This window comes from Psychrobacter sp. SZ93C1, from assembly GCF_015864635.1.
GTDB lineage: Bacteria > Pseudomonadota > Gammaproteobacteria > Pseudomonadales > Moraxellaceae > Psychrobacter > Psychrobacter fozii.
This window is the reverse complement of the sequence record NZ_JADYWY010000001.1, coordinates 110,951-137,771: the sequence shown is the minus strand read 5'-3', so window position 1 is coordinate 137,771 and position 26,821 is coordinate 110,951. Positions and strand designations below refer to the sequence as shown.

At 43.1% G+C, this 26,821-nt stretch carries 24 protein-coding genes; 13 read left to right on the top strand and 11 right to left on the bottom strand.

Translation table 11 applies throughout. The features are described 5' to 3' along the window. Positions 1 to 17: 17 nt before the first annotated feature. The 5 genes from I6E83_RS00610 to I6E83_RS00590 all read right to left on the bottom strand — a co-directional run bounded on the left by I6E83_RS00610 (position 18) and on the right by I6E83_RS00590 (position 4,825). Complete coding sequence (locus I6E83_RS00610; RefSeq protein ID WP_110922095.1) at positions 18 to 557, bottom strand: hypothetical protein; 540 nt, start codon at positions 555 to 557, stop codon at positions 18 to 20. Positions 558 to 560: 3 nt separating this feature from the next. Continuing rightward, on the bottom strand, positions 561 to 881 hold the full coding sequence (locus I6E83_RS00605) for a chaperone modulator CbpM (RefSeq protein WP_110922096.1): 321 nt from the start codon (positions 879 to 881) through the stop codon (positions 561 to 563). A 110-nt stretch (positions 882 to 991) separates the two neighbouring features. Further along, entirely contained in the window at positions 992 to 1,993 is a 1,002-nt protein-coding gene (locus tag I6E83_RS00600) for a DnaJ C-terminal domain-containing protein (protein ID WP_110922097.1), read from the bottom strand. A 151-nt stretch (positions 1,994 to 2,144) separates the two neighbouring features. Then, positions 2,145 to 4,205: a DUF4105 domain-containing protein gene (locus I6E83_RS00595; protein ID WP_181416217.1), complete on the bottom strand. Its 2,061-nt coding sequence runs from the start codon at positions 4,203 to 4,205 to the stop codon at positions 2,145 to 2,147. Between the two features lie 128 nt (positions 4,206 to 4,333). After that, complete coding sequence (locus I6E83_RS00590; protein ID WP_110922099.1) at positions 4,334 to 4,825, bottom strand: DUF3015 family protein; 492 nt, start codon at positions 4,823 to 4,825, stop codon at positions 4,334 to 4,336. Positions 4,826 to 5,326: 501 nt separating this feature from the next. Between I6E83_RS00590 and I6E83_RS00585 the strand changes: the two genes are divergently transcribed. Continuing rightward, positions 5,327 to 5,689 (top strand): septal ring lytic transglycosylase RlpA family protein, encoded by a 363-nt coding sequence (locus I6E83_RS00585; RefSeq protein ID WP_110922100.1) that lies wholly within the window; start codon positions 5,327 to 5,329, stop codon positions 5,687 to 5,689. Between the two features lie 113 nt (positions 5,690 to 5,802). Here the strand turns inward: I6E83_RS00585 and I6E83_RS00580 are convergent, their stop codons facing one another. Then, the gene (locus I6E83_RS00580; protein ID WP_110922101.1) at positions 5,803 to 7,824 is read right to left on the bottom strand and encodes an ABC-F family ATP-binding cassette domain-containing protein; all 2,022 of its coding nucleotides are present in this window, start codon (positions 7,822 to 7,824) and stop codon (positions 5,803 to 5,805) included. Between the two features lie 453 nt (positions 7,825 to 8,277). On the opposite strand from I6E83_RS00580, the gene erpA reads away from it, so the two are divergent. From erpA to I6E83_RS00540, 8 genes are all read left to right on the top strand, one after another. After that, the gene (gene erpA, locus I6E83_RS00575) at positions 8,278 to 8,658 is read left to right on the top strand and encodes an iron-sulfur cluster insertion protein ErpA (protein ID WP_110922102.1); all 381 of its coding nucleotides are present in this window, start codon (positions 8,278 to 8,280) and stop codon (positions 8,656 to 8,658) included. 351 nt (positions 8,659 to 9,009) lie between these two features. After that, entirely contained in the window at positions 9,010 to 10,584 is a 1,575-nt protein-coding gene (gene gshA / locus I6E83_RS00570) for a glutamate--cysteine ligase (RefSeq protein WP_110922103.1), read from the top strand. A gap of 55 nt (positions 10,585 to 10,639) precedes the next feature. Then, complete coding sequence (locus tag I6E83_RS00565) at positions 10,640 to 11,167, top strand: disulfide bond formation protein B (RefSeq protein WP_110922104.1); 528 nt, start codon at positions 10,640 to 10,642, stop codon at positions 11,165 to 11,167. A gap of 483 nt (positions 11,168 to 11,650) precedes the next feature. Then, complete coding sequence (locus I6E83_RS00560; protein ID WP_110922224.1) at positions 11,651 to 12,283, top strand: copper resistance protein NlpE N-terminal domain-containing protein; 633 nt, start codon at positions 11,651 to 11,653, stop codon at positions 12,281 to 12,283. A gap of 301 nt (positions 12,284 to 12,584) precedes the next feature. Further along, complete coding sequence (gene mpl / locus I6E83_RS00555) at positions 12,585 to 14,054, top strand: UDP-N-acetylmuramate:L-alanyl-gamma-D-glutamyl-meso-diaminopimelate ligase (RefSeq protein ID WP_197099533.1); 1,470 nt, start codon at positions 12,585 to 12,587, stop codon at positions 14,052 to 14,054. A gap of 286 nt (positions 14,055 to 14,340) precedes the next feature. Then, positions 14,341 to 14,595, top strand: coding sequence for a GlsB/YeaQ/YmgE family stress response membrane protein (locus I6E83_RS00550; protein WP_110922106.1), 255 nt, complete (start codon positions 14,341 to 14,343; stop codon positions 14,593 to 14,595). A gap of 218 nt (positions 14,596 to 14,813) precedes the next feature. Continuing rightward, the gene (def, locus tag I6E83_RS00545) at positions 14,814 to 15,362 is read left to right on the top strand and encodes a peptide deformylase (RefSeq protein WP_110922107.1); all 549 of its coding nucleotides are present in this window, start codon (positions 14,814 to 14,816) and stop codon (positions 15,360 to 15,362) included. 140 nt (positions 15,363 to 15,502) lie between these two features. Beyond that, positions 15,503 to 16,678 (top strand): type III PLP-dependent enzyme, encoded by a 1,176-nt coding sequence (locus tag I6E83_RS00540; RefSeq protein ID WP_110922225.1) that lies wholly within the window; start codon positions 15,503 to 15,505, stop codon positions 16,676 to 16,678. Positions 16,679 to 16,770: 92 nt separating this feature from the next. On the opposite strand, the gene I6E83_RS00535 is transcribed toward I6E83_RS00540, so the two are convergent. The 3 genes from I6E83_RS00535 to dnaJ form a co-directional block, all read right to left on the bottom strand. After that, entirely contained in the window at positions 16,771 to 17,676 is a 906-nt protein-coding gene (locus I6E83_RS00535) for a hypothetical protein (protein WP_110922108.1), read from the bottom strand. 74 nt (positions 17,677 to 17,750) lie between these two features. Continuing rightward, positions 17,751 to 18,581, bottom strand: a complete 831-nt coding sequence (gene dapB, locus I6E83_RS00530) for a 4-hydroxy-tetrahydrodipicolinate reductase (protein WP_197099532.1) — start codon at positions 18,579 to 18,581, stop codon at positions 17,751 to 17,753. 172 nt (positions 18,582 to 18,753) lie between these two features. Beyond that, positions 18,754 to 19,887 carry a molecular chaperone DnaJ gene (gene dnaJ / locus I6E83_RS00525; protein ID WP_197099530.1) on the bottom strand — a complete coding sequence of 378 codons (1,134 nt, stop codon included), beginning with the start codon at positions 19,885 to 19,887 and terminating at the stop codon, positions 18,754 to 18,756. A gap of 412 nt (positions 19,888 to 20,299) precedes the next feature. Between dnaJ and I6E83_RS00520 the strand changes: the two genes are divergently transcribed. Further along, positions 20,300 to 20,950, top strand: coding sequence for a DUF2939 domain-containing protein (locus I6E83_RS00520; RefSeq protein ID WP_197099528.1), 651 nt, complete (start codon positions 20,300 to 20,302; stop codon positions 20,948 to 20,950). Positions 20,951 to 21,234: 284 nt separating this feature from the next. Next, positions 21,235 to 22,323 (top strand): homocysteine S-methyltransferase family protein, encoded by a 1,089-nt coding sequence (locus tag I6E83_RS00515; RefSeq protein WP_413787038.1) that lies wholly within the window; start codon positions 21,235 to 21,237, stop codon positions 22,321 to 22,323. A 32-nt stretch (positions 22,324 to 22,355) separates the two neighbouring features. Here I6E83_RS00515 and I6E83_RS00510 read toward each other — a convergent pair whose 3' ends face one another. Together I6E83_RS00510 and I6E83_RS00505 are read right to left on the bottom strand one after the other, a co-directional pair. Then, positions 22,356 to 23,420 carry a disulfide isomerase DsbC N-terminal domain-containing protein gene (locus I6E83_RS00510; RefSeq protein ID WP_197099526.1) on the bottom strand — a complete coding sequence of 355 codons (1,065 nt, stop codon included), beginning with the start codon at positions 23,418 to 23,420 and terminating at the stop codon, positions 22,356 to 22,358. Between the two features lie 354 nt (positions 23,421 to 23,774). Further along, positions 23,775 to 24,479: a pseudouridine synthase gene (locus I6E83_RS00505; RefSeq protein WP_197099524.1), complete on the bottom strand. Its 705-nt coding sequence runs from the start codon at positions 24,477 to 24,479 to the stop codon at positions 23,775 to 23,777. A 302-nt stretch (positions 24,480 to 24,781) separates the two neighbouring features. Between I6E83_RS00505 and I6E83_RS00500 the strand changes: the two genes are divergently transcribed. Then, on the top strand, positions 24,782 to 25,378 hold the full coding sequence (locus I6E83_RS00500) for a YigZ family protein (protein ID WP_197099523.1): 597 nt from the start codon (positions 24,782 to 24,784) through the stop codon (positions 25,376 to 25,378). A 234-nt stretch (positions 25,379 to 25,612) separates the two neighbouring features. Beyond that, positions 25,613 to 26,743 (top strand): YheT family hydrolase, encoded by a 1,131-nt coding sequence (locus I6E83_RS00495; protein ID WP_197099521.1) that lies wholly within the window; start codon positions 25,613 to 25,615, stop codon positions 26,741 to 26,743. Positions 26,744 to 26,821 lie beyond the last annotated feature (78 nt).

Sequence of the window (26,821 nt, the reverse complement as noted above, 5' to 3'; positions counted from 1 at the left end):
TTATTGGCTATTATTTATTAGTGTCGTGGCAGCTTACCAAAAGACCAGTACACAAATATAGACGCTAATGAAATAAACAGCATGAAATATCTTAATCGTTTTTTATCACTCTCAAGTATTGCCACAGTGTCGTCATAACTACGTATAACTTTATCTTCTGACTCTAAAGTGACCACCTGCAGCCTGTTATTGGACCAACTTGGAAAACCGTCTTGTTCATACCATCCAACAGTGGCCATCTGACCAATATAGGGCTCAAAATCTTCATTTGAACCACAACTGCGGTCAGATGTACCAAAAAATGCTTGTGAATATGCGCAGGAAAACTCCAGTATTGTTTTAGTCTTTTTATCATAAAAAGCCAAATATTGGTGCATCGACTTTGAGTCAGGATCAGGCCTTACTCTCAAAACATCTAGCTTGCCAGAATAATAATTTAGCTCGTTTTCCTTGGGAAAGCTCATATCAGGATATGCCGTCATTAGCACACCACTCACAACAAATAAATTTACAGCAAGAAAGAAATCGAGTTTTCTAATAGGAGTAATTTTTACCACTAATTATTTCACCTCAATATCCACTTCAATCACTGGTGCTTGCAGGTCTAGTTGGCGTTTTAATTGGCGTAACTGCTCCACCTCATCTAACAGCTCGAGTATCAGACCAATTGCAGGGACACTGGCTTCAAAGTCGCGGCTAAGTCGTGAGGCACGGCGCACGGTCGTCAGCTGATAACCAGTAAACTGCTCACGCTCTGGCACATCATATTCAATAATATTTTCTTCAATCAATTCGATGACCCATTGGCGCTCTTGGCCACAGGCAGATACTAGCTCATCTAAGCTCATGATAATATCGGTCAATTCAGGCGAGTGTTTCATAGCTATTATCCTCGTTTGCGCTTTATTTCATCGTTATCGTATGGTCTTCATCTCTGTTGCAGTGGTTTCTGACTGTTATTAAGCACTGTTACTAAGCATTTCCATTGCCATTAACGTTCTATACTCGTCTCGGCAAAGGCTTGTTTTAATTGCTCATAAGCTTGGCTCGCAGCCTCAGTATTGATATCAGGATTAATAATATTCAGGGTTAAATATAAATCCCCCACTTGCTTGGCTGGAATGCCCTTACCTTTCAGTCGTAGATTGCTGCCAGACTTACTGTTTTTAGGAATGGTCACACCAAGTTTGCCTGCAGGCGTACTGACAGTTATTTTCTCACCCAAAGCCGCTTCCCATGGCGCTATATTGACAGTCTGATAGACATCAGCACCTTCTATCCGGATATTGTCTGCATGCAAGATTTTGACTTTTAGAAATAAATCACCATTTTTACCACGACCAGCACCCGCAGCACCCTGTCCTGCTAGACGAATCTGCTTGCCATCAGTGATGCCTTTAGGAATTTTAATTTTGAGCGTCTTATTATCATAATCTACGCTGCCATTGGTCTGACGAACAGGTACGTTTAATTTGATACTGTAGTCGTCACCATTATAGACCGAGGCCAAATCAACCGTAATCTCTGCATGTTGGTCTTGACCTTTGCTATCTTGCGACCCAAAGCCGCCACGTTGTGATTGGCCACCAGCTTGACCATTAGTCGAGCCACGCGCGCCATGACCAAATGCTGAAAAAATATCATCGAAGCGAAAACCACCATCACCATAGGCTTCACCATCACCGAACTGGTCTTTGACATCTTCCCAACGGAATCCGCCCTGACCACCACTTGTAGATTGACCACCGAAGCCGCCGGCACCAGCTTGACCTGCAAAAGGATTGTCTAACATGGCATCATATTCAGCACGTTTGTCTTTGTCTCTGATGGTCTCGTAGGCATTATTAATCTCCGCAATCTTGTTATCAGCATCTGGATGATCGCTGACATCAGGGTGATATTGACGAACGAGCTTACGGTATTTTTTTTTGATATCGGCGTCTGAGGCGTCTTTTTTGACCCCTAAAATGTCATAGTAGTTTTTCTCTGCCATGTTATTAGTCCTCAAAATAAAAGCATGTTGATGATACTGGTATGCCAATTTTAAACGGTATAGTGTGACAGCTTATTTGACTGCGACATATCAAGTTGTGGCTATGACCTAATTATAATAGCAATAATAAATAAAGACGGTCATATAAATATTACCAATAATGATGCCAAGCTATTGCAGCATTCAACGTATCTGAGTCGTCTAATATCACATCATTATCAGCCGTTACTGTGTCAGAGTACGTCACTATCAGTCTGGCATCGTTATTCTTCGATAACTGTTGGCGTACTGTGAGTTTGGTCAAATCAATGGCATTACGCCCTTCTCGTTTGGAAGCAATGTAAGATAACTCAGCACTTCGACCATCACGTTTTGCACGTAAACCAAGCTCAATACCAACATCTGCGTGTTTGTCTTGGTCATGGACAGTCGCATTGACCATACCATAGCCAAGTAAGTGCTTGCCAAATTTGGCACCTGCACCAATGCCCGATTGCGCATAAGGGCTATGGTGGTTACCCGTAAACCAATCGGTACGAGCGCCTGTTTTTAGTTGCCAAGACAGTTTAGGCTCACCTGATAACGGTTGTCTAAGATCTTCAATCTGTTGCATGTCTAAAAATACAAAATCCGTTAACGTCCATTGACGCTCATCAAAATTATAGCCCAATGAAGCCTTGACCGCTTCAAAACGTTTATCAATATCCGTATAGGCGTTGAGTGGGTCTTTTACAAATAGTGATAAACTAACTTCTGCCATCTCATCAGATAAAACGATTTTGGTCTGCGTGGTTTTGTTGCTCAATGCTGGAGACGCTTTATTCGGGACAGGCAGTTGAGCCAAACCATTGCTGGCTGGTAGTGTAAAACGCTGACTGAGCAGCACGCTTTTAAAGGCTTGCTGCTTCGGTGTGTTGTCTTGTGATATTTTATAAGTACGATGCAAAATCAAGAAATCAAGCGCCAGTGCTTTGCTCTCTTCATCCAACGTAGCAAGCGGCGCAGTGTCTTCTGTACGAATGACAGCATTTATGATGTCTTGTATTGGCTTTGAGAGCTGTACAAACTTCTCACGCAGCTGCGTTTGCTCAGACGGCAAATAACGTACCGAAGATACGAGTGACTCAGACTCAGTTTCGCCTTCATGCTCTAATAACTGATCGAACACATAATCTGGCGCATACCAAGGGCCTATTCGCTCAGTCGTTTTTACATCGCTTATCAGCTCAAGTATCTCGCCTGAACGATAACCACAGTTTTGCTTGATGAAGTAATAGTCAAAACGAGCGGATTTTGCTTCGTATAAATGGTAGTTCAATAATTGCGTATCGAATGTATCAAGATTGAGCACATACTCCCACATATCTCGTTGCTCATTCTTAGAGTATACCGCATCTTGTTTAAAGAATTCCGTCTCCGAAAACCCCGCATCATAAAGCCCAAAAAGCCCTTTAATAGCGTACATAGCACCATTTTCATTTGCTGGAATGCGAGCACCAAAATTGTATGAGCTATTAAGCAAATCCTCGCTAGAAAGCTCTCTAACATCCTGTTCCGTAGAGTCTGAATCATCGATAGGCATATTGGTCTTGACCAGTACATGACCAAATGAAGAGGCTGGATTTTTTAGGTAATTGCTCACCAAAATCAGGCTTATTTCCTGATTGGGATCTGGTAATTGTGAGCAATTTTTAAGATCGACATTCAATTCAGGTAAGTGATGAGTGAGCCATAAATATCTGGCCGGATATTTACAGACGACGCTTTCATCGTTACTTTGCTCTATCGTTGCCAAGAGCTCTGCATAAGGATCAAAATTGCGTTTCGAACGTGGCTTGGGGTTGGTTAAATAAAAATCTGGCGAGATAACTTCCGCCTTACCATTTTTATAAAATAATAAATGCTGCCACTGAGGATGCTTCGCCAATGACTTTAGAATTAAGGGGTCGATAACAATATTTTTATTGGCACTTGGTTTTTGCTCTTGTACTTGCTCTTCTGCCAGTGGTTGTATGCTCTGCTCAACACTTGGCAAACTATCCAGTTCGCTGATAGCTAAATGCGCTTCAATAGCCGTATCAGTGTTAGAAGCAATCTTATCTTCTTTGTCCATCATTATTGGCTTTGGCGTATAAGCATTTAACTCATCAACCTCTGCCGCACCAGCAGTCGTTGCCGCAAAACAAGCTACCCATAAAAATAATTTTTGCATTCTATCCAGACACCCTAAATACATGAGCAATAAAAAACACGTAAGCGCTAGGCTTACGTGTTTTCATCATAAAATAATCAAAAGCTTCCGCATTCAAATAACAGCTGAATACCTAATACTTTTAATCTTTAGATAGCACAGTTTTGCTTAACGATACCAAATAGCGCTTCTGCATTTTGATCTTGCGTAGCAGTACGATAGGCAGAAGTTTGAGCATATTGACCATATTGTGCACGTACGCTAGCAGCTGAATCACAGTTGGCAACACTCTGTAGTGCTGATAAATGAGCGCCTTGGCCTGAAGCTAAGTCTTTTTCTACACTTGGGAATGCTTCTTTGATCAAGACAGCAGCTCTAACATTACCACCTTGGCAAGTGGCAGGAGACATAGAATCAGAAGTAGCCGCTGTTGTACCTAAATCCCAAGTCACGTTAGAGATAATAGCAAGGATAGGGCTTGAGTTACCGAACAAAGCGCCACCGATACCACATTGCTTATAAATCTGTTCGATAGTACGGCCGGTATCTGCTGTCTTAAAGTTAGAACCAAGGTCAGCATTCGCTGTGCTAAACGGAATCATTGCGGCGACAACTGAAGCAAATACAATTTTTTTCAACATAAAACTTCCTTAAAGGATGATAAAAGATAGGTTATCCAGTAATACAATCAAATTTATTTTGAGTATTTTTGATAGATATTCCAGAATATTGTTTAACCTTTCGCATTGTACAAAATAGTAAGAATATAGCAAGGTTTTTTTACATTAGTTTCGATATTTTTGATTAGGCTTATTGGACGTTAATTGTACTATATGAACAGTTTCAGCCTTTATATATTACCTATCTATGTCGTGTTGCTAGCTCTCCAGTATTTTGTTGAGCTCTTTATAAGAATCAATCTCTATAAGACCATTTTTAGAACTCATTATCTTATTACTTATTCCAAAAAATGTCTTTTTCCCTTAAAAAACAGGCATTTGACCCTATGAGTTTTTTTACATGACAGTAATAATATGACAAGCTCCTTCTTGTAAAATCCCCCTATTATTCATACTCATAGGGAGTATAGATAACGTAGGCAAGAGTATCTGTCTATCTTATAAATTGCTTAAAGGTATTAAATGTCTTATTTAATCAAGTCTTTAGTTATCACTTTATCACTACTGCTTAGTACCACTGTTTTCGCTGGCAACACCAGCTATTATGGCAGCAAGTTTCATGGGAAACGTACGGCTAGTGGTAGTATCTTCAACATGAACTCATTGACCGCTGCGCATCGCACGTTACCGTTCGGCACGAAGGTACAAGTAACCAACCAAAAGACAAAGCAGAGCGTAATCGTAAAAATCACTGATAGAGGACCTTTTATTCGAGGCCGTATTCTTGATTTATCAAAAGCCGCTGCTGGTCAAATAAACTGTCAATTGTGCACGACGACAATGGAAATACTCTCTTATGGTGATGGTAAATACCGTAAGGAATAATGTAATAAAAAGGGAGAGCGTTAGCTCTCCCTTTTTTATGCCTGCTTATATAATCTAAAAACTGCTGAACAAACACTTAAACCTTCTGATTGCAGTTCTCTATATAACCCTCTCTACTTGGCAGCAGATTCTATTTCCTCTAACGTCGTCATTGATAGCAATAGTTTCTCTTCGTTATTACTATGCTGCTGTTGTAGTGCTGTTTGCTCATTGAGCAAAACAAGCAAATCAGACTTACGACTCTCTTCATACAATGTGGTATCCGCAAGCTTCTCTTCAAGCGTCGCAAGCTGTCCATCAATTTTAGCCAATAGCTTTTCTGTGTCTTCTATCTCACGGCGAATAGGAGCAGTAAGTTTGCGTTGTTCAGCCGCTAACTTACGCTGCTCTTCTTTACTTAGTGCAGGCTCAGTAGCTTTGCTTTTTGATGAAGTATCAGATGCTTGACTGTTCACTTGACTGATATTTGTTTCACGTGAAACAAACTTCTTGCTCTCTTTTTTACTTTTTTTCTTACCAGTGTTTTTATCTGATGAATTCTCTTGCTTGCGCTTTTCTGCCAACCATTTACCATAGTCGCTGATGTCGCCATCGAACTCTTCGATAATACCGTCATGTACCAAATACAGCTCATCACAAACGTTAGCAATCAATTCACGATCATGCGAGACCAAGACCACTGCCCCTTCGAAGCCTTGTAGCGCGATGGTCAATGCTTGACGCATCTGTAAGTCTAAATGGTTGGTTGGCTCATCAAGCACTAGAACGTTCGGGCGCTGCCAGACAATTAATGCTAGCGTCAAACGTGCACGTTCACCACCTGAGAACAGCTCGCTTGGGGTGTCAATACGATCACCACGGAAGTCAAAGCTGCCTAAGAATGAACGTAGCATCGCATCAGACGTTTTGCCTGCTAGACGACGCAGCATCTCTATCGGTGTTGCCTTGGCATCTAAGATGTCCATTTGATGCTGGTTAAAATAGCCCAGTTTCAGTGTATCAGACATACGATACGTGCCTGTTAATACACCAAGCTCGCCAACCAACGCCTTAATCAGTGTAGATTTACCTGCACCATTCATACCCAGCAAGCCAAGACGCGTATCTGGCGTCACCTGTACATTGGCATTATGCAGCAGTGGTACGTCGCTATAACCAATATCCGCTTTCGTCAGCTCAATCAGCGGTGAGCTCATATTGGCTGGCTCATAAAAACGGAACGAGAACGGGTTGTCCGCCATCATTGGCGACAGCTCCGCCATACGCTCAAGCTGCTTGATACGGCTCTGGGCCTGTTTGGCTTTACTGGCTTTGGCACGGAAACGACGAATAAAGTCATCCAAATGTGCCTTGGTCGCTTCTTGCTTCTCAAACGCTTGCTGCTGTTGTGCCATACGCTCATGACGCGTGCGAATGAACTGCTGATAGTTACCGGTATAAAGGGTGATTTTTTGTTGTTCGACATGCAAAATATGACCGACCGTCGCATCCAAAAATGCTTGGTCATGCGAGATGACAATCACGAGACCCATAAAAGCATTGATCCAAGTCTCTAGCCAAAGGATCGCATCCAAATCCAAATGGTTGGTTGGCTCATCGAGTAACATAAGATCCGCACGGCTCATCAAAGTTTTGGCAAGGTTTAAGCGCATACGCCAACCACCCGAAAAACCTTCTACTGGTAGCTCATGCTGATTGGTATTGAAACCCAAGCCCGCCATAATTTGCGCGGCTTTAGTTGGCGTACGATAGCCATCAATTTCATCAAACTGCTGATGCAATATGCCAATCTGCTCATCACTGACGCTGCTCAAATCATTCAATGAAGCATTAATCTCATACCACTGCTCATCACCACTTAATACATAATCAATGGCCGTCTGCTTAGTCGCACCAACTTCCTGCGCCATATGCGCCACATGCCAGCTATCAGGAATACTCACTTCGCCCTTATCAAGGGTAACTTCAGTATCGCCCTTACCCATTCGCGTGAGTAATAAAGCGAACAAAGTAGATTTGCCTGTGCCGTTATTGCCTGTTAAGCCAACCTTGTGACCCGGATGTAGCTGGAAGCTTGCACCTGCAAACAATTCACGACCATCACGGCGAACACCAACGTCTTTAAATTCGATCATATAATTTCTTCATCTCAACAGTAATATAAAAATAAGGCAATAAAAACACACATCTGGCATGCTAACTGGCGGCTATTATTTCAAACGCTTGCCCGATAGGCAAACGATTAAATAACTATTTCAAAACTAAGTATTTATTGAGGTAAAAAGCCTTTCGCCTTATAAGCAATTATCAGGGTCACAAAGGCTTATGTTGAATGCGATAAATTCGATTAGCAGCGTCACTCTTGACAAACGATTCGCGACCCCCATTATGATATAATGCTAAAAGATAAGTGCCGACTGTATGCCCAAGCGTTTGGATGGCACAAACAGCTTATATTGCTCCAATAGCTTTATCCTAATAACAGCACCCAATTAAATCAAACGCCGTGCGTATCTTTATTTGCAACCATTTCATTGCAAACCCAAACAGGACGACGACCGCATTTGATCCTAGCAACTGAGGTAGATATGAACGAATCAGCCAACCAATTTAGTCCAAGCTCGAGCCAGCCAGTAGATCCAACGGTACTAAGCCTAACCGATAGTGCCGCACAAAAAGTACGTCGCCTACGTGAAGAAGAAGGTGATAGCGACCTTATGCTACGCGTCTATGTGACTGGCGGTGGCTGCTCAGGTTTCTCTTATGGCTTTAATTTTGCCAATGAGTTGAATGAAGATGATGCCAACTTTGACAATGAAGATGTGACCTTAGTGGTAGACTCACTAAGCTACCAGTATTTGCAAGGTTCTACTGTTGACTACACTGAAGGGTTAGAAGGCGCACGCTTTATCGTGACCAACCCGAACGCAACGACTACTTGTGGCTGTGGCTCTTCATTCTCAATCTAAATTAGCGGTATCCGTGAGTGTTCATTCAGATGCCCTAGTTATTGGCTATAGCGATGATAAGTAGCTTGACGTCATCTATTAAAAGCATCTATCTGCTAGGTAGGTGCTTTTTATTCACTTGGTTTTATAGTGCATAAATGACACGTTATTCAAAAACCAGTGTGGCTTAAATATCCGCTGACATTCAGACAGATAAGCCATTGTAAAGCTTATCGTATTTGTAATCGTCCGTGGTTTTCAAGGCAGCTTTGAGCTAAACTGACGGAATTCTTAATCCAATATTTACCTCTTTTATGGTCGAACGCTAGTCGTGTTTTGATCCTCCATAATAAATAACAATAGATGACTATTATGAGTAATTTTGCGAGTAGCTTTGTGAACTTTGAAATCCCTAACTGGTTTGACAGCAAGCATTTAACGGGCATGTTACGCGGTATCGAAAAAGAAGGTCTGCGCGTTAGACCTGACGGATATCTGGCTCAAACACCACACCCAGCCAAACTTGGATCAAAACTCACCCATCCATTTATCACTACTGACTATTCAGAAAGCCTACTTGAGCTCATTACTGACCCCAAGACTTCACCAAAAGAAACGCTAAACATGCTGCGTCAGTTGCACGTACTGGTCTATCAAGCCATGCCTGAAGGTGAGCTGATGTGGCCACTGTCGATGCCTTGCATGCTGTCATCAAAAGATGAAGACATCCCATTAGCTGATTATGGTAGCTCTAATACTGGTAAGCTCAAGACGTTATATCGTAGTGGTTTGGGCATTCGTTATGGTCGCCGTATGCAGACGATTGCTGGTTTGCATTATAACTTGTCTTTCGGTGACGGACTCTTTGACGTCTGGCAAGCGCAAACACCTACCGCGCAAGACCAAACGCCCACAGAATTCAAAAATGAAAAATACCTTGGGCTTATCCGTAACTTCAAGCGACTAACCAGTCTGGTTCTCTATCTATTGGGTGCCAGTCCAAGCGTTTGTCCTTGTTTCTTAGCGGGTCGCGAGCATGATTTAGAACTGCTAAACAACTCAACCTATTATAAGCCGACTGCTACTAGCCTACGTATGGGCAAGCTTGGCTATACCAATAGTGTGCAAGAGCAGCTCGATATTCGTTATAACTACTTGCCAGAATATGTAGAAGGATTGCGCCGTGCGATTCAAACGCCGCATGAGAGCTTCGCCAAGCTTGGATTAGAGGATGCTGAGGGCAACCCTATTCAGATCAATAATCATATTTTGCAAATAGAAAATGAATACTATAGCCCTATCCGTCCCAAACAAATTGCGATGAGTGGCGAGACGCCAACTGAAGCGCTTGAACGTCGTGGTATCGCTTATGTTGAGTTCCGCGCCATTGATCTTGACCCTTATAGTGATGTCGGTATTCGTCTGTCTAGTGCCTGCTTCTTAGAAGTCATGGCACTGTATTGCCTGTTCAATGACTCTCCTGACTTGCTACCTGAGGAAGAAGAAGCACTGGCTATCAACCTTGAACGTGTGGTAAACGAGGGTCGCCGTGATGATCTACACATCATCAATAACGGCGAGGAGCAATTGCTTGAGAGCTGGATGCTGACACACCTAGAGCGTATGCAGCCACTTGCCGCATTACTTGATGCTCATTATGGCGGCAATGATTACCGTGCAGCAGTTGCGTTAATGCAAGGCAAAGCAGGACACTCTGAGTCAACCATCTCAGCACAAGTCAATTCTGATAGTCAGCGTTTGGGCAGCCTATGGCAGCTTGGCTTTACTTTGGCGCAGCAGCATCGCAATTCGTTATTGCAGCAAACGCTTAGTCCAAACACTCAAGCTAAGTATGAAGTGCTGGCAGAAAAATCGATACTGCAGCAAGCAGATATCGAAAAAGCAGAAACAGAAGATTTTATGGAATTTTTGCAACAGTACCGCTAAGTTCTGATTACCATTTAACATTTATAGCTGACTATTTTATAAGAGTAACTGCCCAATGCTAAAGCTAGCCACCTACCGCTCTTTGCAAGTGTTTTTGGTCATTATGACCGTCATCGGTATGAGTTTTGCGCTGTTTTTTCTACAGCGTCATTTGGGGCTTTTACCGTGCCCACTTTGTATTTTTCAACGTGTTGGCCTAATTGTCATGGGCAGTTTTGCTCTGATATCGGCAGTATTTAATCCCAAGTCTAAAGGCATGAGACTGCTATTGTGGCTGGGTAGCTTGATAGGCATTGGCTGGTCTACAGCAGTCGCAGTACGCCATGTCTGGTTACAGCACTTACCTGCCGATTTAGTTCCATCTTGTGGCCCAGGTCTAAATTATTGGATAGACACCCTACCTGTGTTGCAAGTATTCAAAGAAGTTTTTGCAGGCTCTGGTGAATGTGCTGAAATTGCTTGGACCTTTATAGGATTAAGTATCCCTGAGCAGTCTTTGATTCTATTTAGCGTGCTGTTATTGGTACATGTGCTGATATTATGGCGTATCTTACGACCTGTCACCCCTAGCCACACCGCTTAATAACTGCTTAACAAGTACGTAAATTCCATACTTTTTTACGCTACCATCGTTCATCTAGATAGATATGCAGGCAATATGACTCGATATCTATTTAGATGAAAACTGCTTTACCACTAAGCTCTGCTGACCTGATAACCACCTCTACTACGCTTTCTTATCCAAAGCTTTCATTCCTTAAACAACACTCCCCTTTAAGCCCCCCATAACAAAAATTCTACAGAGATATCTTCAATCTTTGGTATCTTGACCCTGCTTATTTTTTTTCTCATTGGTTGATATGACTGAGATAGCTTTTACTCTGATGTTTGTTTTTGGCTAATGTTCCGTCTGCTTCGTATCATATCTTTTGGCAACAAAACCTCAAATAATGCTCTTTCAACGCTTATATTTCCCACTATCTTGTATTTTTGACGATAGAATCACATTGCTCATAGTATGGGTAATCTACAGAAATATTATTTAAAAACTGTTTTTGGTGTGACCATGATATATTTTGCGCCTGTTTGCTCTATTACATTGACTGTCATCAGACGCTATGGCCGTTTTTTGCTGGCACTACCTTTTTGCGTAGTCCTTATCAGCTGTGACAATGCTTCGCCTAATACTGATCAGGGTATGGTAAATGAAGTTATCCCTGTTGATGGCTCAGCGTCAGCTGACCTTACAAATAGCTTGTCAGATAATAGTGACGGGTTACAAGGCTCTGATAGTGAGCAAGATAACGCAGAAGGCCAATCACTTATTGCTGCTGCGCAACCAAGTAATGAGTCGAACACCTACCAAACACAGACAGATTCAAAGTCACATAGCAGCGCATTACAAGCGACGTTAATGGGCGATTATGGTGGTATGGTGCCTTGTTCGTCTTGTGATAATATCGATGTCACACTGAACTTATTCGCTGATGGCTCAGTACTCAAGACCAGTATTTACAATAGTCCTGAGACGCCACGTTCACCGCTTTTTGAGTCTGGCATCTATCGTCAAGATAATAATAAGATTACGATTGTCTACCAACAAAAACAGATTGAGACCTATAGTATTCAAGACAATCATCTTATATTGATGGACGAAAATAAGAGTCCTAATAATGACTATACCTTGTCACGTAAATAAGACTGTAGGCAGACCGTCAGATATCAACAAGTTCGAATAAATAAACACCTAAGCCAATACACCAAACAACGCCTACTTTTAAGGCGTTTTTTATTGGTCATCTAATAGTGTTTACTTTACAATGAGTGGCTGTTTACCCTGTTGATACTTTGATGACTGCTTGCTCATTCTGCAATAAAGGTCCTTGGTACGGGTAATATGTAGGCGGGGTTCGACCTATAATAATCAGCTGTTTATTCTGCTGATATTACAAACGACTTTACGTTTTCATTCTTTCAATTTATGCTCATACGGAACGTCTATGCACATTCATATTCTTGGTATTTGTGGTACTTTTATGGGCTCGTTGGCCTTACTAGCGCGAGAACTTGGGCACACCGTAACTGGCTCTGATGCCAATGTGTATCCGCCTATGTCCACCCAATTAGAAAATGCAGGCGTCACTATTGAAGCAGGCTACCTGATAGAACATTTGCAGCCAGCACCAGACTTGGTCGTTGTCGGTAATGCGATGAAGCGCGGCATGGACGTGATCGAATATATGTTGGACACAGGACTACGCTATACGTCAGGGCCACAGTTTTTATCTGAGGAAGTGTTGCAATCGCGCCACGTGATAGCCGTAGCAGGCACTCATGGCAAGACCACAACGACTACCATGCTCGCTTGGATATTGCACTATGCTGGTATCGATACTGGGTTTTTGATTGGCGGTGTACCATTAGTCGATACGACTGATGAGCGTCTACAAAAAGTCTTTGCGCACAGCAGTTATTTGGGCGCAGAAAGGGCGAGTGATGATAGCTCAGATACTGGCTATTTTGTCATTGAAGCCGATGAGTATGACTCTGCATTTTTTGATAAGCGTTCAAAGTTTGTGCATTATCGCCCGCGTACCGCCATTCTAAATAATCTTGAATTTGATCATGCTGATATCTTTGCAGATCTCAACGCAATTCAGACTCAATTTCATCATATGGTGCGTATGATTCCAAGCACTGGCAAAATCATCATGCCAGCAGCGACCGCCAGTTTAGAAGACACGTTGGCGAAAGGCGTTTGGACACCTGTTTGGCGTACATCAGTGGTTGATAAGAGCGCCGCTGACAACCTTGTAAATGATAGCGACTGGCAAGCTGAGCTTATTAGCGAAGATGGTAGCCAATTTAAAGTAAGATTCAGCGAAGACCTTGATTCTGCCGCCACCGTCAATTGGGCAATGAGCGGCATCCATAATGTTAATAATGCATTAGTTGCGGTATCCGCAGCTTACAATGTGGGTGTCAGCGTCTCTACTGCTTGTGCCGCTTTGTCTGCTTTTGCTGGTATCAAACGCCGTATGGAACTGATCGGTGATGTAAATGATATCTTGGTCTTCGATGATTTTGCCCACCATCCAACCGCTATTACCACGACGTTAGATGGTGCCAAAAAGAAGCTGTCTGACAGACGTATTTGGGCTATTATCGAACCACGTAGCAATACAATGAAAATGGGCATTCATCAAGATAGTCTAGCCGAATCTGCTGCACTCGCTGACCATACACTGTGGTATGAGCCTACAGGTCTTGAATGGGGTTTAAGAGAAGTCATCGAACGCGCTAATGCTGCAAATCCGAATATGGGCGACCAACAAGTACTGTCTAGTACTGACGCTATCATTGAATATATCGGCACACATGCACAATCAGGTGATGCGATTGTCATCATGTCTAATGGCGGCTTTGAAGGGATTCATCAGCGTCTATTAACGGCTCTACATAGTAAATAACTGAGCTGAATATAGTTTTATTAAAGTGAAAGCGTGGCATTGTTATCGACGAGCCACGTTTTTTTTGGTTTTAATAAGCATCAATCACGACCAACGTTTGCGACTTTACTACCTTTGTAACCTTTCATTTACTTATCCTATCTTCATATTAGCAAATCAATGGATTTCCTCACATAGCTCATACACTGGTAACATTTCGCGCTTACCTTTACTTCGATTCAGTGCTTACAATGTACCTATCAAAACGAGAAAATTACTATAAATGATAATAAGTTAGGAGAATACTATGGGTTTTATTTGGATGATTATTGTAGGACTGGTCGCAGGTTTATTGGCACGAGCTATTAAGCCAGGCAGTGACCCTATGGGTTGGATAATGACTATCGTATTGGGTATCGTCGGTGCTTTAGTTGGTGGTTTACTGGCTAACCTAGTCGGTATCAATGCTGACGGCGGTTTCACTGGTCTAATATTCTCAGTTATCGGTGCAATCATACTGCTGTTTGCATATGAGATGATTACCAACAAACGCGGTGTATAGTCAATCGCAGTATTGATTGTAATGCAGTAATAACGATATAAAGAGAAGGCCTTGCTGATTGCGAGGCCTTTTCGTTTGTCATACGATAAGCCCTCACCTTCGTTATCTGGTATCAGGAAGAGGTGATAGTTGCGGGAAAGTATTGATAAACATTACTTTTGCCCCCATTTATCTTATAATATCAACCCTATTTTATCCTTATCATTGAGGTAAGCGTTATGGCTTTACTCCCTATCTTAAATTATCCAGATCCACGCCTGCGCACACTTGCCAAGCCTGTCAAAGAAGTGACTGCTGAAATAAAAACCTTAATCACCGACATGATTGAGACGATGTATGACGCTCAAGGTATTGGTTTGGCTGCCAGCCAAGTGGATCGCCATATTCAACTGATCGTCATGGATTTATCAGAAGATAAAGATAGCCCTAGAGTTTTTATTAACCCAAAGGTGACGCCACTGGTAGAAGAGAAGCAGCCGTATGAAGAAGGTTGTTTGTCAGTTCCTGAGGTTTATGATAGCGTTGAACGTCCAAACAAAGTACGTATTGAAGCCTTGGATGAGAATGGCGAAAAAATCGACGAAGAAGTAGAAGGCTTACTCGCGGTATGTATCCAACACGAAATGGATCACCTAAATGGCGTCATATTCGTCGATTATTTATCGCGTCTAAAACAGACTCGTGCTCGCGATAAAGTACGTAAAGTCGTCAAAATACGTGAAAAACAAGGCGAACAAACTGCTGAGCCACAGCCTACCAACTCTTAATGATTCATCATATAAATTGATTGTCATATAAACTAATTGTCACATCAGCTAAGTGTTACTAATGGCTCGATGACAATATTATGATACTCGTTTTACCCTATAACATGTGCTGTCTATACTAAAGGTTCCCTACCATGACCATGATCAAAATTGACCAATATTTTGACCCTGCCAACTGGCAGAAATTCACCAAAGCTGCTGAAGGTCGTGAGACACCGTTTTTGATGGTGGACCTTAGCCGTATTAAGACCAAGTATCATGAGATGGTTGGGTTTTTTCCTAATGCCAAAATCCATTATGCCATGAAGGCCAGTCCTGCTGTTCAGGTCATCAATCTACTGGCTGAATTGGGTTCAAACTTTGACTGTGCCTCAATTTACGAGCTTGACCGTGTGCTTGATTGCGGTGTTGAGCCATCACGTATCTCTTATGGTAATACGATTAAAAAAGCGGATCATGTCAAATATGCCTTTGAGAAAGGCGTCGATCTATATGCGACTGACTCAGAAGCCGATTTAAAAAATATCGCGAAACATGCGCCTGGCTCTAAAATATTCGTTCGTATTTTGGTTCAGGGTTCAGAGACTGCTGAATGGCCACTATCACGTAAATTCGGCTGTCACCCTAATATGGCAATTGAACTATTGATTCAAGCCCGAGATCTAGGCTTGGTACCTTACGGTATCTCTTTCCATGTAGGCAGTCAGCAAAAAGACGTTGCCGCTTGGGATGATGCATTAGCCAAGGTCAAATATATGTTTGACTGGATGAAAAATGAAGAAGACATCAAGCTACAAATGATTAATTTGGGCGGTGGGTTCCCAGCCAACTATATCAGCGAAGTAAACCCTATCAAAGTTTATGCTGAAGAGATTACGCGTTATCTGACAGATGACTACAACGAAGAGGACATGCCTGAGATTATTCTTGAGCCAGGCCGTTCATTGGTTGGCGGTTCAGGCGTTCTAGTCAGCGACATCGTTTTGATTTCTCGTAAATCTCATACTGATTTAACACGCTGGGTCTATACGGACGTGGGTCTATTCCAAGGATTAATTGAAACCTTAGGTGAAGCCATCAAATACCCTATCTATACGCCTAAGATGGAAACATCAACTAGCGAAGGTACTGTGGTATTGGCCGGTCCAACGTGTGACTCAACTGATATCATGTACGAAGAAGCGGGTTATCAGTTACCAGAAGAGTTAGAGATTGGCGATAAAATCTATTGGCTAACCACTGGTGCCTATACCAATTCTTACTCATCAGTTGAATTCAATGGTTTTCCGCCATTAGAAGTGATTTACATTGACTAGTTTTTTGCTCTACTGTTAATAAAAAAGCGCGGTACTGTTAATCACAGTATCGCGCTTTTTTGTGTTTGTTTGGCAGTATCATTGATAACTGGCTACTGTACCAAGAGTGAAATAGGCACACTGTTACTACTACTGATTGTCTGATTACCACCATAGCTGGTACTTTGATTTTGACTGTTTTGAGAAATTTCTCCGATAGTCACCCATTGTCCGCGAGGCACGATAATCGTACTATTCAGACTTTGACCTTGAATAGCATTATTAACAGAACCGCTTCGATTATAGGGCGAATTAGATCGCACCAGTTTTTCTTCTACTTGAGACAGTTGTACTTCAACTTGGCCAGTAGGCAGCAGTCTTGGTGTTACCGCAATTCCCTGTGTCGTTGGTAGCAATACTTGCTGCTGAATAATAATCTGCGGCTTTAGATTATAGTTATTTGCATAGCGATTGCTACTATAAGCCTGAGTTAGAGAGTAGAGCGTGCCAGTGCTAATGCTCGCTGCGCTGCCAGATAAAGTTTTTATTTGGTATGAATTACTGCCCTGCTGCTGACTGTTACTTTGATTAATGATACCTGACCCTTGGATACCACGATTGGTAATAATGACCTGACTTTGCTGGATACTACTCTGAGCGCTGCTATCATTGCCAACGCGTACTGAGACGGTTAACGCTTGTGGTTGGCCATCTATTTGAGTCAAAAGCTGCTGTATTGCCTGATAATTAACCGCTGTGGTGTTCAGTACTAATTTGTCTTGATAAGTTGTGACTGTACCGCCGTCACGGCTGCTGTTTAACTGCTGACGCACCGCAGGTAGTAATGTGTCACCGCCATAAGTATGAATAACATAAGTCTGATAAGTGGCAGCTTGGACAACGACAGGCAGAGCCACCAGACTGATTGCCAAGACTGTTTGACCTGCATAGCCAATATTTTTACTAGCAGTAACAGCACTGCTAAGCACCTTTATCAAACTCCGTCTAAACGTATTCATGTTTGGCTCCTAGCAGCGACTTATCATTTATTGAGATTTAATCAAACGAGACTGAAAAATTAATCATTCAATTATTAATCATTTAACCCTAACACGTCTTGCATATTGTACTGCCCTACTTCTTGCTTGATAATCCAAGTCGCAGCGCGTACAGCACCAGCGGCAAAAGTCATGCGCGCACGAGCACGATGCGTAATCTCAACTACCTCGCCGTCAGCGATAAACATTACGGTGTGATCGCCGATGATTTCACCACCACGAATCGCATGGATACCAATCGTACCTGCTTCACGTTCGCCCGTTTGTCCTTCTCGGCCATAAACAGCGACGTCTTTTAGATTCTGTCCACGAGCTTCTGCGACAGCTTCTGCCATCATATAAGCCGTACCTGATGGCGCGTCGATTTTGTGCTTATGATGTGCCTCGATGACTTCTACATCTGCGTCATTGCCAAATGCTTTCGCTGCCATACCTAATAGCTTCAATGACAGATTCACACCCGTCGAATAGTTGCCTGCATAAACAATCGCAATTTGCTCACTCACTTTTGCCAATACTTGCTCTTGCTGCTCATTGAATCCTGTCGTACCGATGACCATCGCAACATTATGCTCAGCACAAACTTGCATATTTTTTTCAGTCGCATCAGGTAAGCTAAAATCAATTAATACGTCGATGTCGTCTACGACTGCCTTTAGATCATCGACAATCTGCACATCCAAGCGCCCGATAGCGGCAACCTCACCGGCATCAGCACCCACTAGGCTCGATCCTTGACGCTCAATCGCTGCGCTTAATGTCGTTTGCGTATTGTCTTTTACCGCTTCGATAAGCATACGGCCCATACGACCTCCCGCACCAATGACACCGACTTTGATGGCTTGTTCTTTTACTTGTTGACTCATATCTTTGTCCTAAATGCTTTGTTTTAGTAAAGGCGTTTTTAAATACTATTTATCGTAAGTTTAGCAAATATCCCTACCCGAGTGGCTTTTTATACACTCAGCAAAAAGCCCAATAGTTTCACGTGAAACTATTGGGCTTACAACAATGACGTTGTTCAGTTAAGCAAAACTATCAGTCAAATAATTCGCCAATCTTTTTGAAGAATGACTTTTTATGTGGTGACTGTTGATGCTTGCTGTCACCATCTAATGTATCTTGGAATTGACGTAACAAGTCTTTTTGCTCACGAGTTAGATTGACTGGTGTCTCGATGACGACACGGCAAATCAAATCACCTTTCATGGTCGTACGAACTGGCGTCACGCCTTTACCGCGGACACGTAGCAACTTACCACTTTGAGTGCCTTCGGCAACCTTGATTTTCACTTTGCCATCTAACGTTGGGATTTCAACTTCTTTACCCAATGCTGCATCAGTGATACTCACTGGCACATCCATATAGAGATCGGCACCTTGGCGCGTGAAGACGTTGTGCTGTTTAACACGCACTTCGACATACAAATCACCATTTTGAACACCAGCACCGCCGGCTTCACCTTCACCTGCTAGACGAACGCGATCACCATCATCGACACCCGCTGGGATAGATACTTCGAGCGTACGTGATTTGTCTTTGACACCATTACCATGACAGTCAGAGCATGGGTTTTTGATTTGCTTACCAGTGCCGCCGCAATGTGGGCAAGCTTGCTGAACAGCAAAGAAACCCTGCTGCATACGGACTTGACCTTGACCATGACACGTCTGACAAGTCACAACGTCAGAGGCATTTTTTGCGCCTTTGCCATCACAAGTGTCGCAAGGTGCAGGTGCTGTAAAGCTGATTTCCTTTTTACAGCCACGTACCGCTTCTTCTAGCGTCAGCTCAATGACGTAACGCAAATCAGAACCACGACGTGAACGCCCGCCGCCGCCACGCTGCTGACCGAAGATATCGCCGAAGTTGCCGAAGATATCACCAAAGATATCTTGGAAATTACCGCCACCACCGCCGCCAAATCCACCGCCGCCCATGCCATTTTCAAACGCTGAATGACCCATACGATCGTAGGCTGAGCGTTTTTCTTCGCTGCTCAGTACTTCATAAGCCATTGATGCTTCTTTAAACTTGTCTTCTGCATCAGGGTCGTCAGAGTTACGGTCTGGATGGTATTTCATGGCCAGCTTGCGGTAAGCTCGCTTAATTTCCTTGCTATCAGCGGTCTTACTGACACCTAATATTTCATAAAAATCACGCTTACTCATGGGCTCTCCTATCGTCTTTACAGTCCACCGGCCGGTCGATTCAGTAACCCTTATCAATCATTATATTATTGCTACTCGTTTTCTCACTTAAAGGTTTCACATGAAACACAATGAATAGTGAAGAAAAAGAGATGATAATGTTAAGAATCTTACAAGCGAATACGGCGGGATGCTGCTTAGCCAAATCAATTATTAAAAGTTTGCGCTATTTATGGAGATGGCATAATGATTTATCAAGCTCTCAGGGATGGAAAGTATCGTTTAAGAGTATTTCGTCACTACAAAAAGGTTTTATTAAGGAACGAACAAAGTTTTTCATACCTTAATACAATTAAGCCGTGCTAGTATTTATCGCCAAGTTTATAGCCATTTATCTTAAAATTACTAAGTTTGCGACAAGGTATCGTTTTTTATGAAGAAGCTGATTGTTTTATTAATCATCATCGTAGTCGCCGTCTATGCAGGCTCGCCTTATTACAGTGCGTATCAGCTCAAAAATGCCTACGATGACAAAGACGGTGCCACTATTGCAGCGGCCATTGACTATGACCAAGTACGGCCTAGTGTCCAAAACCAATTGACCAGTCAGTTTACGGCGACGATGACCCAATATCCGTTAGTTTCTCAGCTGGGTGGCGAGCCTTTGACCGAAGCTGCCAATAGTTTTATCGCAAAAGCCGTTGATGGTGCCATCACTCCGCAGAATATCGAAAAAGTGATTAACACTCAGGGTCAGGCCAATACAGCAACCAAAGAGTTAGCAGCGGCATGGGCGATCGCAAGCAATCAGGTCAATCTGAAAAACTTGATTCAAAACCTCATTATCCAGCGCGGTGATGTCGATGCGGTAGTCAAAAGCCAAATGCAGGAAATAATGACAAAACAAGCCGCTGAACTTGAGAAACAAGTGGCTCAAGGCTCTGATAGTGACAAACCTAAGCTGAGCTATTGTGGTATCAATTGCTTCACTATTAGCGGGCAAGTTAAAGGCTACCCACTCACGATAGAGATGCAACGTGAGGGTCTGATTGACTGGAAAATCGTCGATATCGTGTTGCCATAGTACAAGACGCTGCGGTTGCGACTTTTGCGCTATCGCTAATTATCTATAAAAAAAGCACCTATCATAATCCGTTATAAAACAGTCACGGCGCGAACCTCGCTAGGAGTATCACCTATATTCTTAGCAAGATTGCCTTGGCTGTTTTTTGAATCAACGAAGGCGTGTCTTCAATTAGATTGTGGGCTTAAAATGAGAAAAATTTAGCCATTTTAAATTCACTAAATGTATTAATGTGCTAATTGATGATACGCCCTACATCAAACCAATTTATAAGTGAGCGTACGATGCACACTCAAACAACCTCTCCAATGACAAATACAGTAACAGCTACTCAGCCTAATGACTCGCTTACCATGCCAGCGCCTAACTCTCTACCACCAATCACGATACTAGATGGTGGTATGGGACGTGAACTTGAGCGACGCGGCGCTCCTTTTCGCCAACCTGAATGGTCAGCACTGTCATTGAGCCTAGCGCCAGATAGTGTTCGTGATGTCCATTTAGACTACATAAAAGCGGGTGCGACTGTTATCACCGTCAACAGCTATGCGGTCACTCCTTACCATCTGGGAGACAGATTTTTTAGTGACGGTGAACAGCTCATCAGAACTGCGGCGCAGCTCGCATTTGAAGCCGTACAAGCAAGCGACAAGCATAGTAGGTCTGAAGCCGTACAAATCGCTGGCTGTTTACCGCCACTGTTTGGCTCTTACCGTCCAGATTTGTTCGATGCCAAGCAAGCCCCTACGATTGCGCATCCGTTGTTGTCTGCACAGATAGATTATGTGGATATGTGGCTGGTAGAGACGCAAAGCAGTATCGTTGAAGCACAAACGTGGCATCAGCTAATTACAGAATTTACAGCGGATTGGGAAGAAAGCATATCCAAAACAGAAACTGTAGCCAAACCTATTTGGATTGCATTTACACTAGATGACAGTCAGTTAGATATTGCTGCCGATGACCTTGATAGCAGTGCTGAGCCCAATCGTGCTGTGAGCACACCGACGTTACGCTCCGGTGAATCAGTAGCCGAGGCTGTACAGGCGATGATGGCATTGAATGTCGATGCCGTACTGTTTAACTGTAGTCAGCCAGAGGTCATGAATACAGCATTGCAAACTGCGAAAGAGTTGATTGATAAAGCAGCGCACCCTATGCAACTGGGCGTCTATGCCAATGCTTTTGTCTCAGAGCAAGTCCATAAACAAGCCAATGCACAACTGCGCGTTATGCGTGAGGACACCACACCTGAGCATTACCTGACATGGGCTGAGCTCTGGCAAGCTTCGGGTGCAAATATCATTGGCGGTTGCTGCGGGATTGGTGTTGAGCATATCGAACGACTCGCGCAGCACCTAACCGATAGATAACGATATCTTAGTAGCATCGCTAGTGGCGTGGTTCAGTCTACGCCTAAGAACTCTAAGAATTCAGGACTCTCAAAGCTGGCTTGATAGAGTACGCCATCCTCGCGGTAAATAGCAGGCGTCGCCATTACGGCCAGACCCGCTGCTTTTTCACGGTTTGGCGTTATATGATCGATGTTACAGCTCGCTGGTGCAGGTGTCATCTGACCCGCTAGCATTGCTTTGTCAAAAGCTTTGCGGCGACTACTTTCATCAGCTTGACACCAAATACCACGCATTTGCGCAGGTGACGCCTCGTATATCGGATAGCCGATAACGTTGACGGTGACACCTTTTGTATTGAGCATTGGTATCTGTTGATGCAATCGGCGGCAGTACGGACAATTCACATCATCAGCCACATAGATGACAGCACGTTCTTTGCTGGTCGCTGTGTAAGTAATCAGTTGGCTCTTATCCAACGTCGCAAACACAGACTGGTTTTTCAGTGATTCAAACGCTTCGTCAAGCCCAATAAACTGGCCATTTTCGATGACAGATATCTCGCCATCGGTGATGTACTGCGCATCATCTGACAACAAGAAAGGTACGCCTTCTAACGTTGCTCCCCAAATAACACCAGGTACGGCAGTATAGAAAAACGGTGTTTTAGCACTCATGTTTTTCAGCGCTGCCATATTTGCTAGCATGTCAGATTTGATGCTAGCACTGACAGGTTTACCTACCTGCGCACTCGTGCTACGTGCAGGTGTTTTGGTCACTACCCTCTTGCTTGGATTCTTTTGTAGCTCACCTTGGATGACATATCTGCCATCTTCAGTGATGTGCAAAGGCAACTGCCCAGCCAAATTGACTTGATACATATTGGGTAAGTTGGAAGGCACAATAGAGGTGATTTGCGTTTTGATACCTGCCTGAGTTAGCAATTGGCGTAAGCGACTGTCAACAGATTTACTTACTGTGCCAGTACCTTGAGGGCTTTGAGCACTTTGACTGACATTCTTACTGGTAGCATCATTGGCACTAGGCTCAGCACATGCAGTCGTTGCCAACAGTATGGTACTGATTAGACCAGCAGATTTTAATACGGATAATTTCACAGAGACAGTCCTATCTGATTTGTAGTAATGACAGTATTTAATAACGATAGTGTTTAATAGCGATGGTTTTTAATAACCACATTGTTCATGCTAGCCACGTGGCATAACAAGTACCATTCCATGTAAATATAGAGATTAAAGAGGTGAGAAGACTTTAGCACAAGGACAATGGTTGCAAAGTACTAAAGACTCAATTTTGCAAAATTGCTACCTAGCTTTAAGAGATAGGCAACACATACTGCCCTGAAAATGAACGAAAAAAAGCAGCACACTGTTTAGTGGCTGCTCTTTCTGAAAATATACTTATGCGTTATTTTAAAGCGAAATCATCTTAAAACGAAAGAAAGTAACGATTTAGAATTTAGCAACTTCTTCTGGTGTTAAGAAACGACTGTCGCCTTTCTCCAACCCTTCTAAATTGATATGCCCAATACTGGCACGATGTAGCTCAGTCACTCGATTGCCAAAGTAGCCCATCATACGTTTAACTTGATGGTATTTGCCTTGCTCTAACGTCAGGCGAGCATGTGTTGCGTCGATGAACTCAAGAACCGCAGGCTTGGTTTCTTCGTGATCACCTTCTAACAAGATACCTTCCGCTACTTCTTTGACTGCATTGGCTTGAGCATCACTATCCATTGCATCAGCTAAGGTCAGCTCATATGTTTTTGCATGCTCGTGCTTAGGACTGGTCACACGATGTAGCCAACCACCATCATCACTGATCAGCAGCGCACCCGTGGTATCGACATCGAGGCGACCAGCAATACGCAAGCTACCAAGCTCTGGAACTGAAATCAGCTCAGTAACGATAGGGTATTCTTTGGCCTTTAACGTACATTCAAAACCTTCAGGTTTATGAAGTAAAATATAACGATTGCCCGCTGCTACCGAGAGTGGTTCGCCGCCCCACATCACTTCGTCATTGACGATATCGACATGCAAACCAGGATCTTTGACGACCTGCTCGTTCACCATAATCTCACCAGCGTGCATGATTTTTTTGGATTCTTTACGTGACAGCTCAGTGGCTTTACTAATAAATTTATCTAGACGCATACTATTTACTACCATCCATTTTATGATACCTACTCTACCTCGGTATATTCAGTTCTATCTAAATTAGAGAGGATGTCAGGCTAGTGTCGTCTACTGTTTGTAGTCCTTTCACTAGTCGTCCTTGTCTCTAAATTATCTTGAACCGACTATAGCAGCAACGCAGGCACTCACATTGAGCTTGCATCGCTATCTTCACGGGTAAGAAGTGGTACTATAATAAAAATTAAATAAACACTGCGCCAAATACGGACGACAGTGAAAGTAAGACAAGTTTACCATATCCAACCTAGACCTGATGAAATATGAGCTATCAAACGCTAAAACGTACCGTCACTGCTCGCTTAGAAATTAAGAAATCTGAGTTTATTGCTTACGCTTATCCCGTGGCCTCACGCGAGGACGCAATGTTTCACGTGGAACAACTACGTACGCAATATCCCGATGCTCGTCACCACTGCTGGGCTTATATCATTGGCGATCCAAATAATACCACCAGTGCTGGCTTCGATGATGATGGTGAGCCAAATGGCACGGCAGGACGCCCGATATTAAATGTATTGCAGCACAAATCTATCGGCAATGTCATTATCATCGTGGTGCGTTATTTCGGTGGTATCAAGCTAGGCGCAGGTGGTCTGACCCGTGCGTATGCAGGTTCAGCGCAAGCAGCCGTTGACCAGATGACATTAAACCCTTATGTCCCAATGGCACAAGTACAGATATTGGCAGAGTTTGCCACCGAAGCCCAATGTCGTTACGTCGTCGATAGTCTGAACGGCAGCATCGATGACGTCGCTTATAGTAAGCAAGTGACACTGACCGTGACGCTAGCTGAGGCCGATATCGATAATTTAAAAGAACGCTTGGCAATGGATGGGCGGGTGTTGGATAAGCCCTAAATGATACATGATGCTAATTGACCGCTTCTCAGCATTTACTTTTGAATGACTGTTTTTAAGCGTCTACTTTGCAGTGGTTGTTTTAAGTAACGGTTTTAAGTAGCTGTTTTGAGTATATGACATTGAGGAACTGATATTCAGTAACCATGCGTTCACTGAAAAGCATTGGTTTTGGCCATTGCCATCGGTATGATAAGCCATTGCTTTTTAACAATAATTAAATAAGAGCCCTTTATGTCTGTTTCCAAATCAAACAAGCCATTCTCTCCAGCCCCTTTCAAACCGCCATTTTGGTTGACCAATCCTCATCTACAAAGCATCTTGCCCAAGTTCTTTGCACCCAAAGCACCAACCTATCGCCGTGTGGTGATGCAAGATTCCTTAAGTGAAACCGATATTGCTTACGACTTTTATGATGCGCATTCTGTAGAGGCATCAAAAGCTGGTGAGCTTGAGCAAACGCCATTGATTGTGCTATTTCATGGTATGGAAGGCAGCAGCGATAGCCATTATGCTCGCGCGCTGGCATATCAAATGCATGCGCAAGGCTGGCATTTTGTGGTGGTGCACTTTCGTAGTTGTGGCGGTATTCCAGCTAATGGTCGAGTTTTTTATAATGCAGGTGATACTGCCGAGGTGCATCACGCGCTACAAAACCTACGCGCGCAGTACGCCAATATCTATGCGGCTGGCGTGTCACTCGGTGGTAATGCACTAGCGAAGTACATGGGCGAGTATGGTGACGAAGCCATCTGCAAAGGCGCTGCGGTCATCTCTGCTCCCGTCGATATGTCGTCAGCGGCCATTACCATGCACAGCTTTTTGAGTCATCGTATTTATACGCCGTATCTACTCAATCCAATTATCAAAAAAGCGTTGGCGAACGATATTACCAAAGAAGAAATTGATGCTATCAAAGCCGTCAATCGTATTAGCGACTTTGATGATATCTTCACCGCCCCGCGTCATGGCTACCGCTCCAACAATCACTATTATCACTCTTCTTCTGCGCTACCTTATTTGATCAACGTAACCAAGCCTCTACTATTAATTAGTGCAAAGGACGATCCTTTTATTGGCTTTACCGCGACGCCAAACGATGTTTCTGATAGCGTCACTATCTTGGATACGGAACACGGTGGACATATCGGTTATTTGCGTTATCATTCAGAAAATGGCACAGACAGTTCTTCAGTAAACGGTCAATCTACTGATGATAAATCTAACGTTAAGCAATCTGGAACCAATGGTAAAAAAGCAAAAACCTCAAAGTTCGATATCAACTGGATACCAGAAACTGTCAGTGCTTATTTTAATCATATTGGCGTGGCTTCTATTAGGGCGTGTCCTCAATTCAATCGATAGTTATCTAAATGGGTTAAAAATGGCTAAATCTTGCCAAATGGCGTCAAATAGCTGACTAATATCTCGATATTATCTGCG

Bases quoted from the DNA above. Each gene is read 5' to 3' on its own strand.
- I6E83_RS00605 (WP_110922096.1), bottom strand. From the start codon at position 881: ATGAAACACTCGCCTGAATTGACCGATATTATCATGAGCTTAGATGAG.
- I6E83_RS00600 (WP_110922097.1), bottom strand. From the start codon at position 1,993: ATGGCAGAGAAAAACTACTATGACATTTTAGGGGTCAAAAAAGACGCC.
- I6E83_RS00595 (WP_181416217.1), bottom strand. From the start codon at position 4,205: ATGCAAAAATTATTTTTATGGGTAGCTTGTTTTGCGGCAACGACTGCT.
- I6E83_RS00590 (WP_110922099.1), bottom strand. From the start codon at position 4,825: ATGTTGAAAAAAATTGTATTTGCTTCAGTTGTCGCCGCAATGATTCCG.
- I6E83_RS00585 (WP_110922100.1), top strand. From the start codon at position 5,327: ATGTCTTATTTAATCAAGTCTTTAGTTATCACTTTATCACTACTGCTT.
- I6E83_RS00580 (WP_110922101.1), bottom strand. From the start codon at position 7,824: ATGATCGAATTTAAAGACGTTGGTGTTCGCCGTGATGGTCGTGAATTG.
- erpA (WP_110922102.1), top strand. From the start codon at position 8,278: ATGAACGAATCAGCCAACCAATTTAGTCCAAGCTCGAGCCAGCCAGTA.
- gshA (WP_110922103.1), top strand. From the start codon at position 9,010: ATGAGTAATTTTGCGAGTAGCTTTGTGAACTTTGAAATCCCTAACTGG.
- I6E83_RS00565 (WP_110922104.1), top strand. From the start codon at position 10,640: ATGCTAAAGCTAGCCACCTACCGCTCTTTGCAAGTGTTTTTGGTCATT.
- I6E83_RS00560 (WP_110922224.1), top strand. From the start codon at position 11,651: ATGATATATTTTGCGCCTGTTTGCTCTATTACATTGACTGTCATCAGA.
- mpl (WP_197099533.1), top strand. From the start codon at position 12,585: ATGCACATTCATATTCTTGGTATTTGTGGTACTTTTATGGGCTCGTTG.
- I6E83_RS00550 (WP_110922106.1), top strand. From the start codon at position 14,341: ATGGGTTTTATTTGGATGATTATTGTAGGACTGGTCGCAGGTTTATTG.
- def (WP_110922107.1), top strand. From the start codon at position 14,814: ATGGCTTTACTCCCTATCTTAAATTATCCAGATCCACGCCTGCGCACA.
- I6E83_RS00540 (WP_110922225.1), top strand. From the start codon at position 15,503: ATGATCAAAATTGACCAATATTTTGACCCTGCCAACTGGCAGAAATTC.
- I6E83_RS00535 (WP_110922108.1), bottom strand. From the start codon at position 17,676: ATGAATACGTTTAGACGGAGTTTGATAAAGGTGCTTAGCAGTGCTGTT.
- dapB (WP_197099532.1), bottom strand. From the start codon at position 18,581: ATGAGTCAACAAGTAAAAGAACAAGCCATCAAAGTCGGTGTCATTGGT.
- dnaJ (WP_197099530.1), bottom strand. From the start codon at position 19,887: ATGAGTAAGCGTGATTTTTATGAAATATTAGGTGTCAGTAAGACCGCT.
- I6E83_RS00520 (WP_197099528.1), top strand. From the start codon at position 20,300: ATGAAGAAGCTGATTGTTTTATTAATCATCATCGTAGTCGCCGTCTAT.
- I6E83_RS00515 (WP_413787038.1), top strand. From the start codon at position 21,235: ATGCACACTCAAACAACCTCTCCAATGACAAATACAGTAACAGCTACT.
- I6E83_RS00505 (WP_197099524.1), bottom strand. From the start codon at position 24,479: ATGCGTCTAGATAAATTTATTAGTAAAGCCACTGAGCTGTCACGTAAA.
- I6E83_RS00500 (WP_197099523.1), top strand. From the start codon at position 24,782: ATGAGCTATCAAACGCTAAAACGTACCGTCACTGCTCGCTTAGAAATT.
- I6E83_RS00495 (WP_197099521.1), top strand. From the start codon at position 25,613: ATGTCTGTTTCCAAATCAAACAAGCCATTCTCTCCAGCCCCTTTCAAA.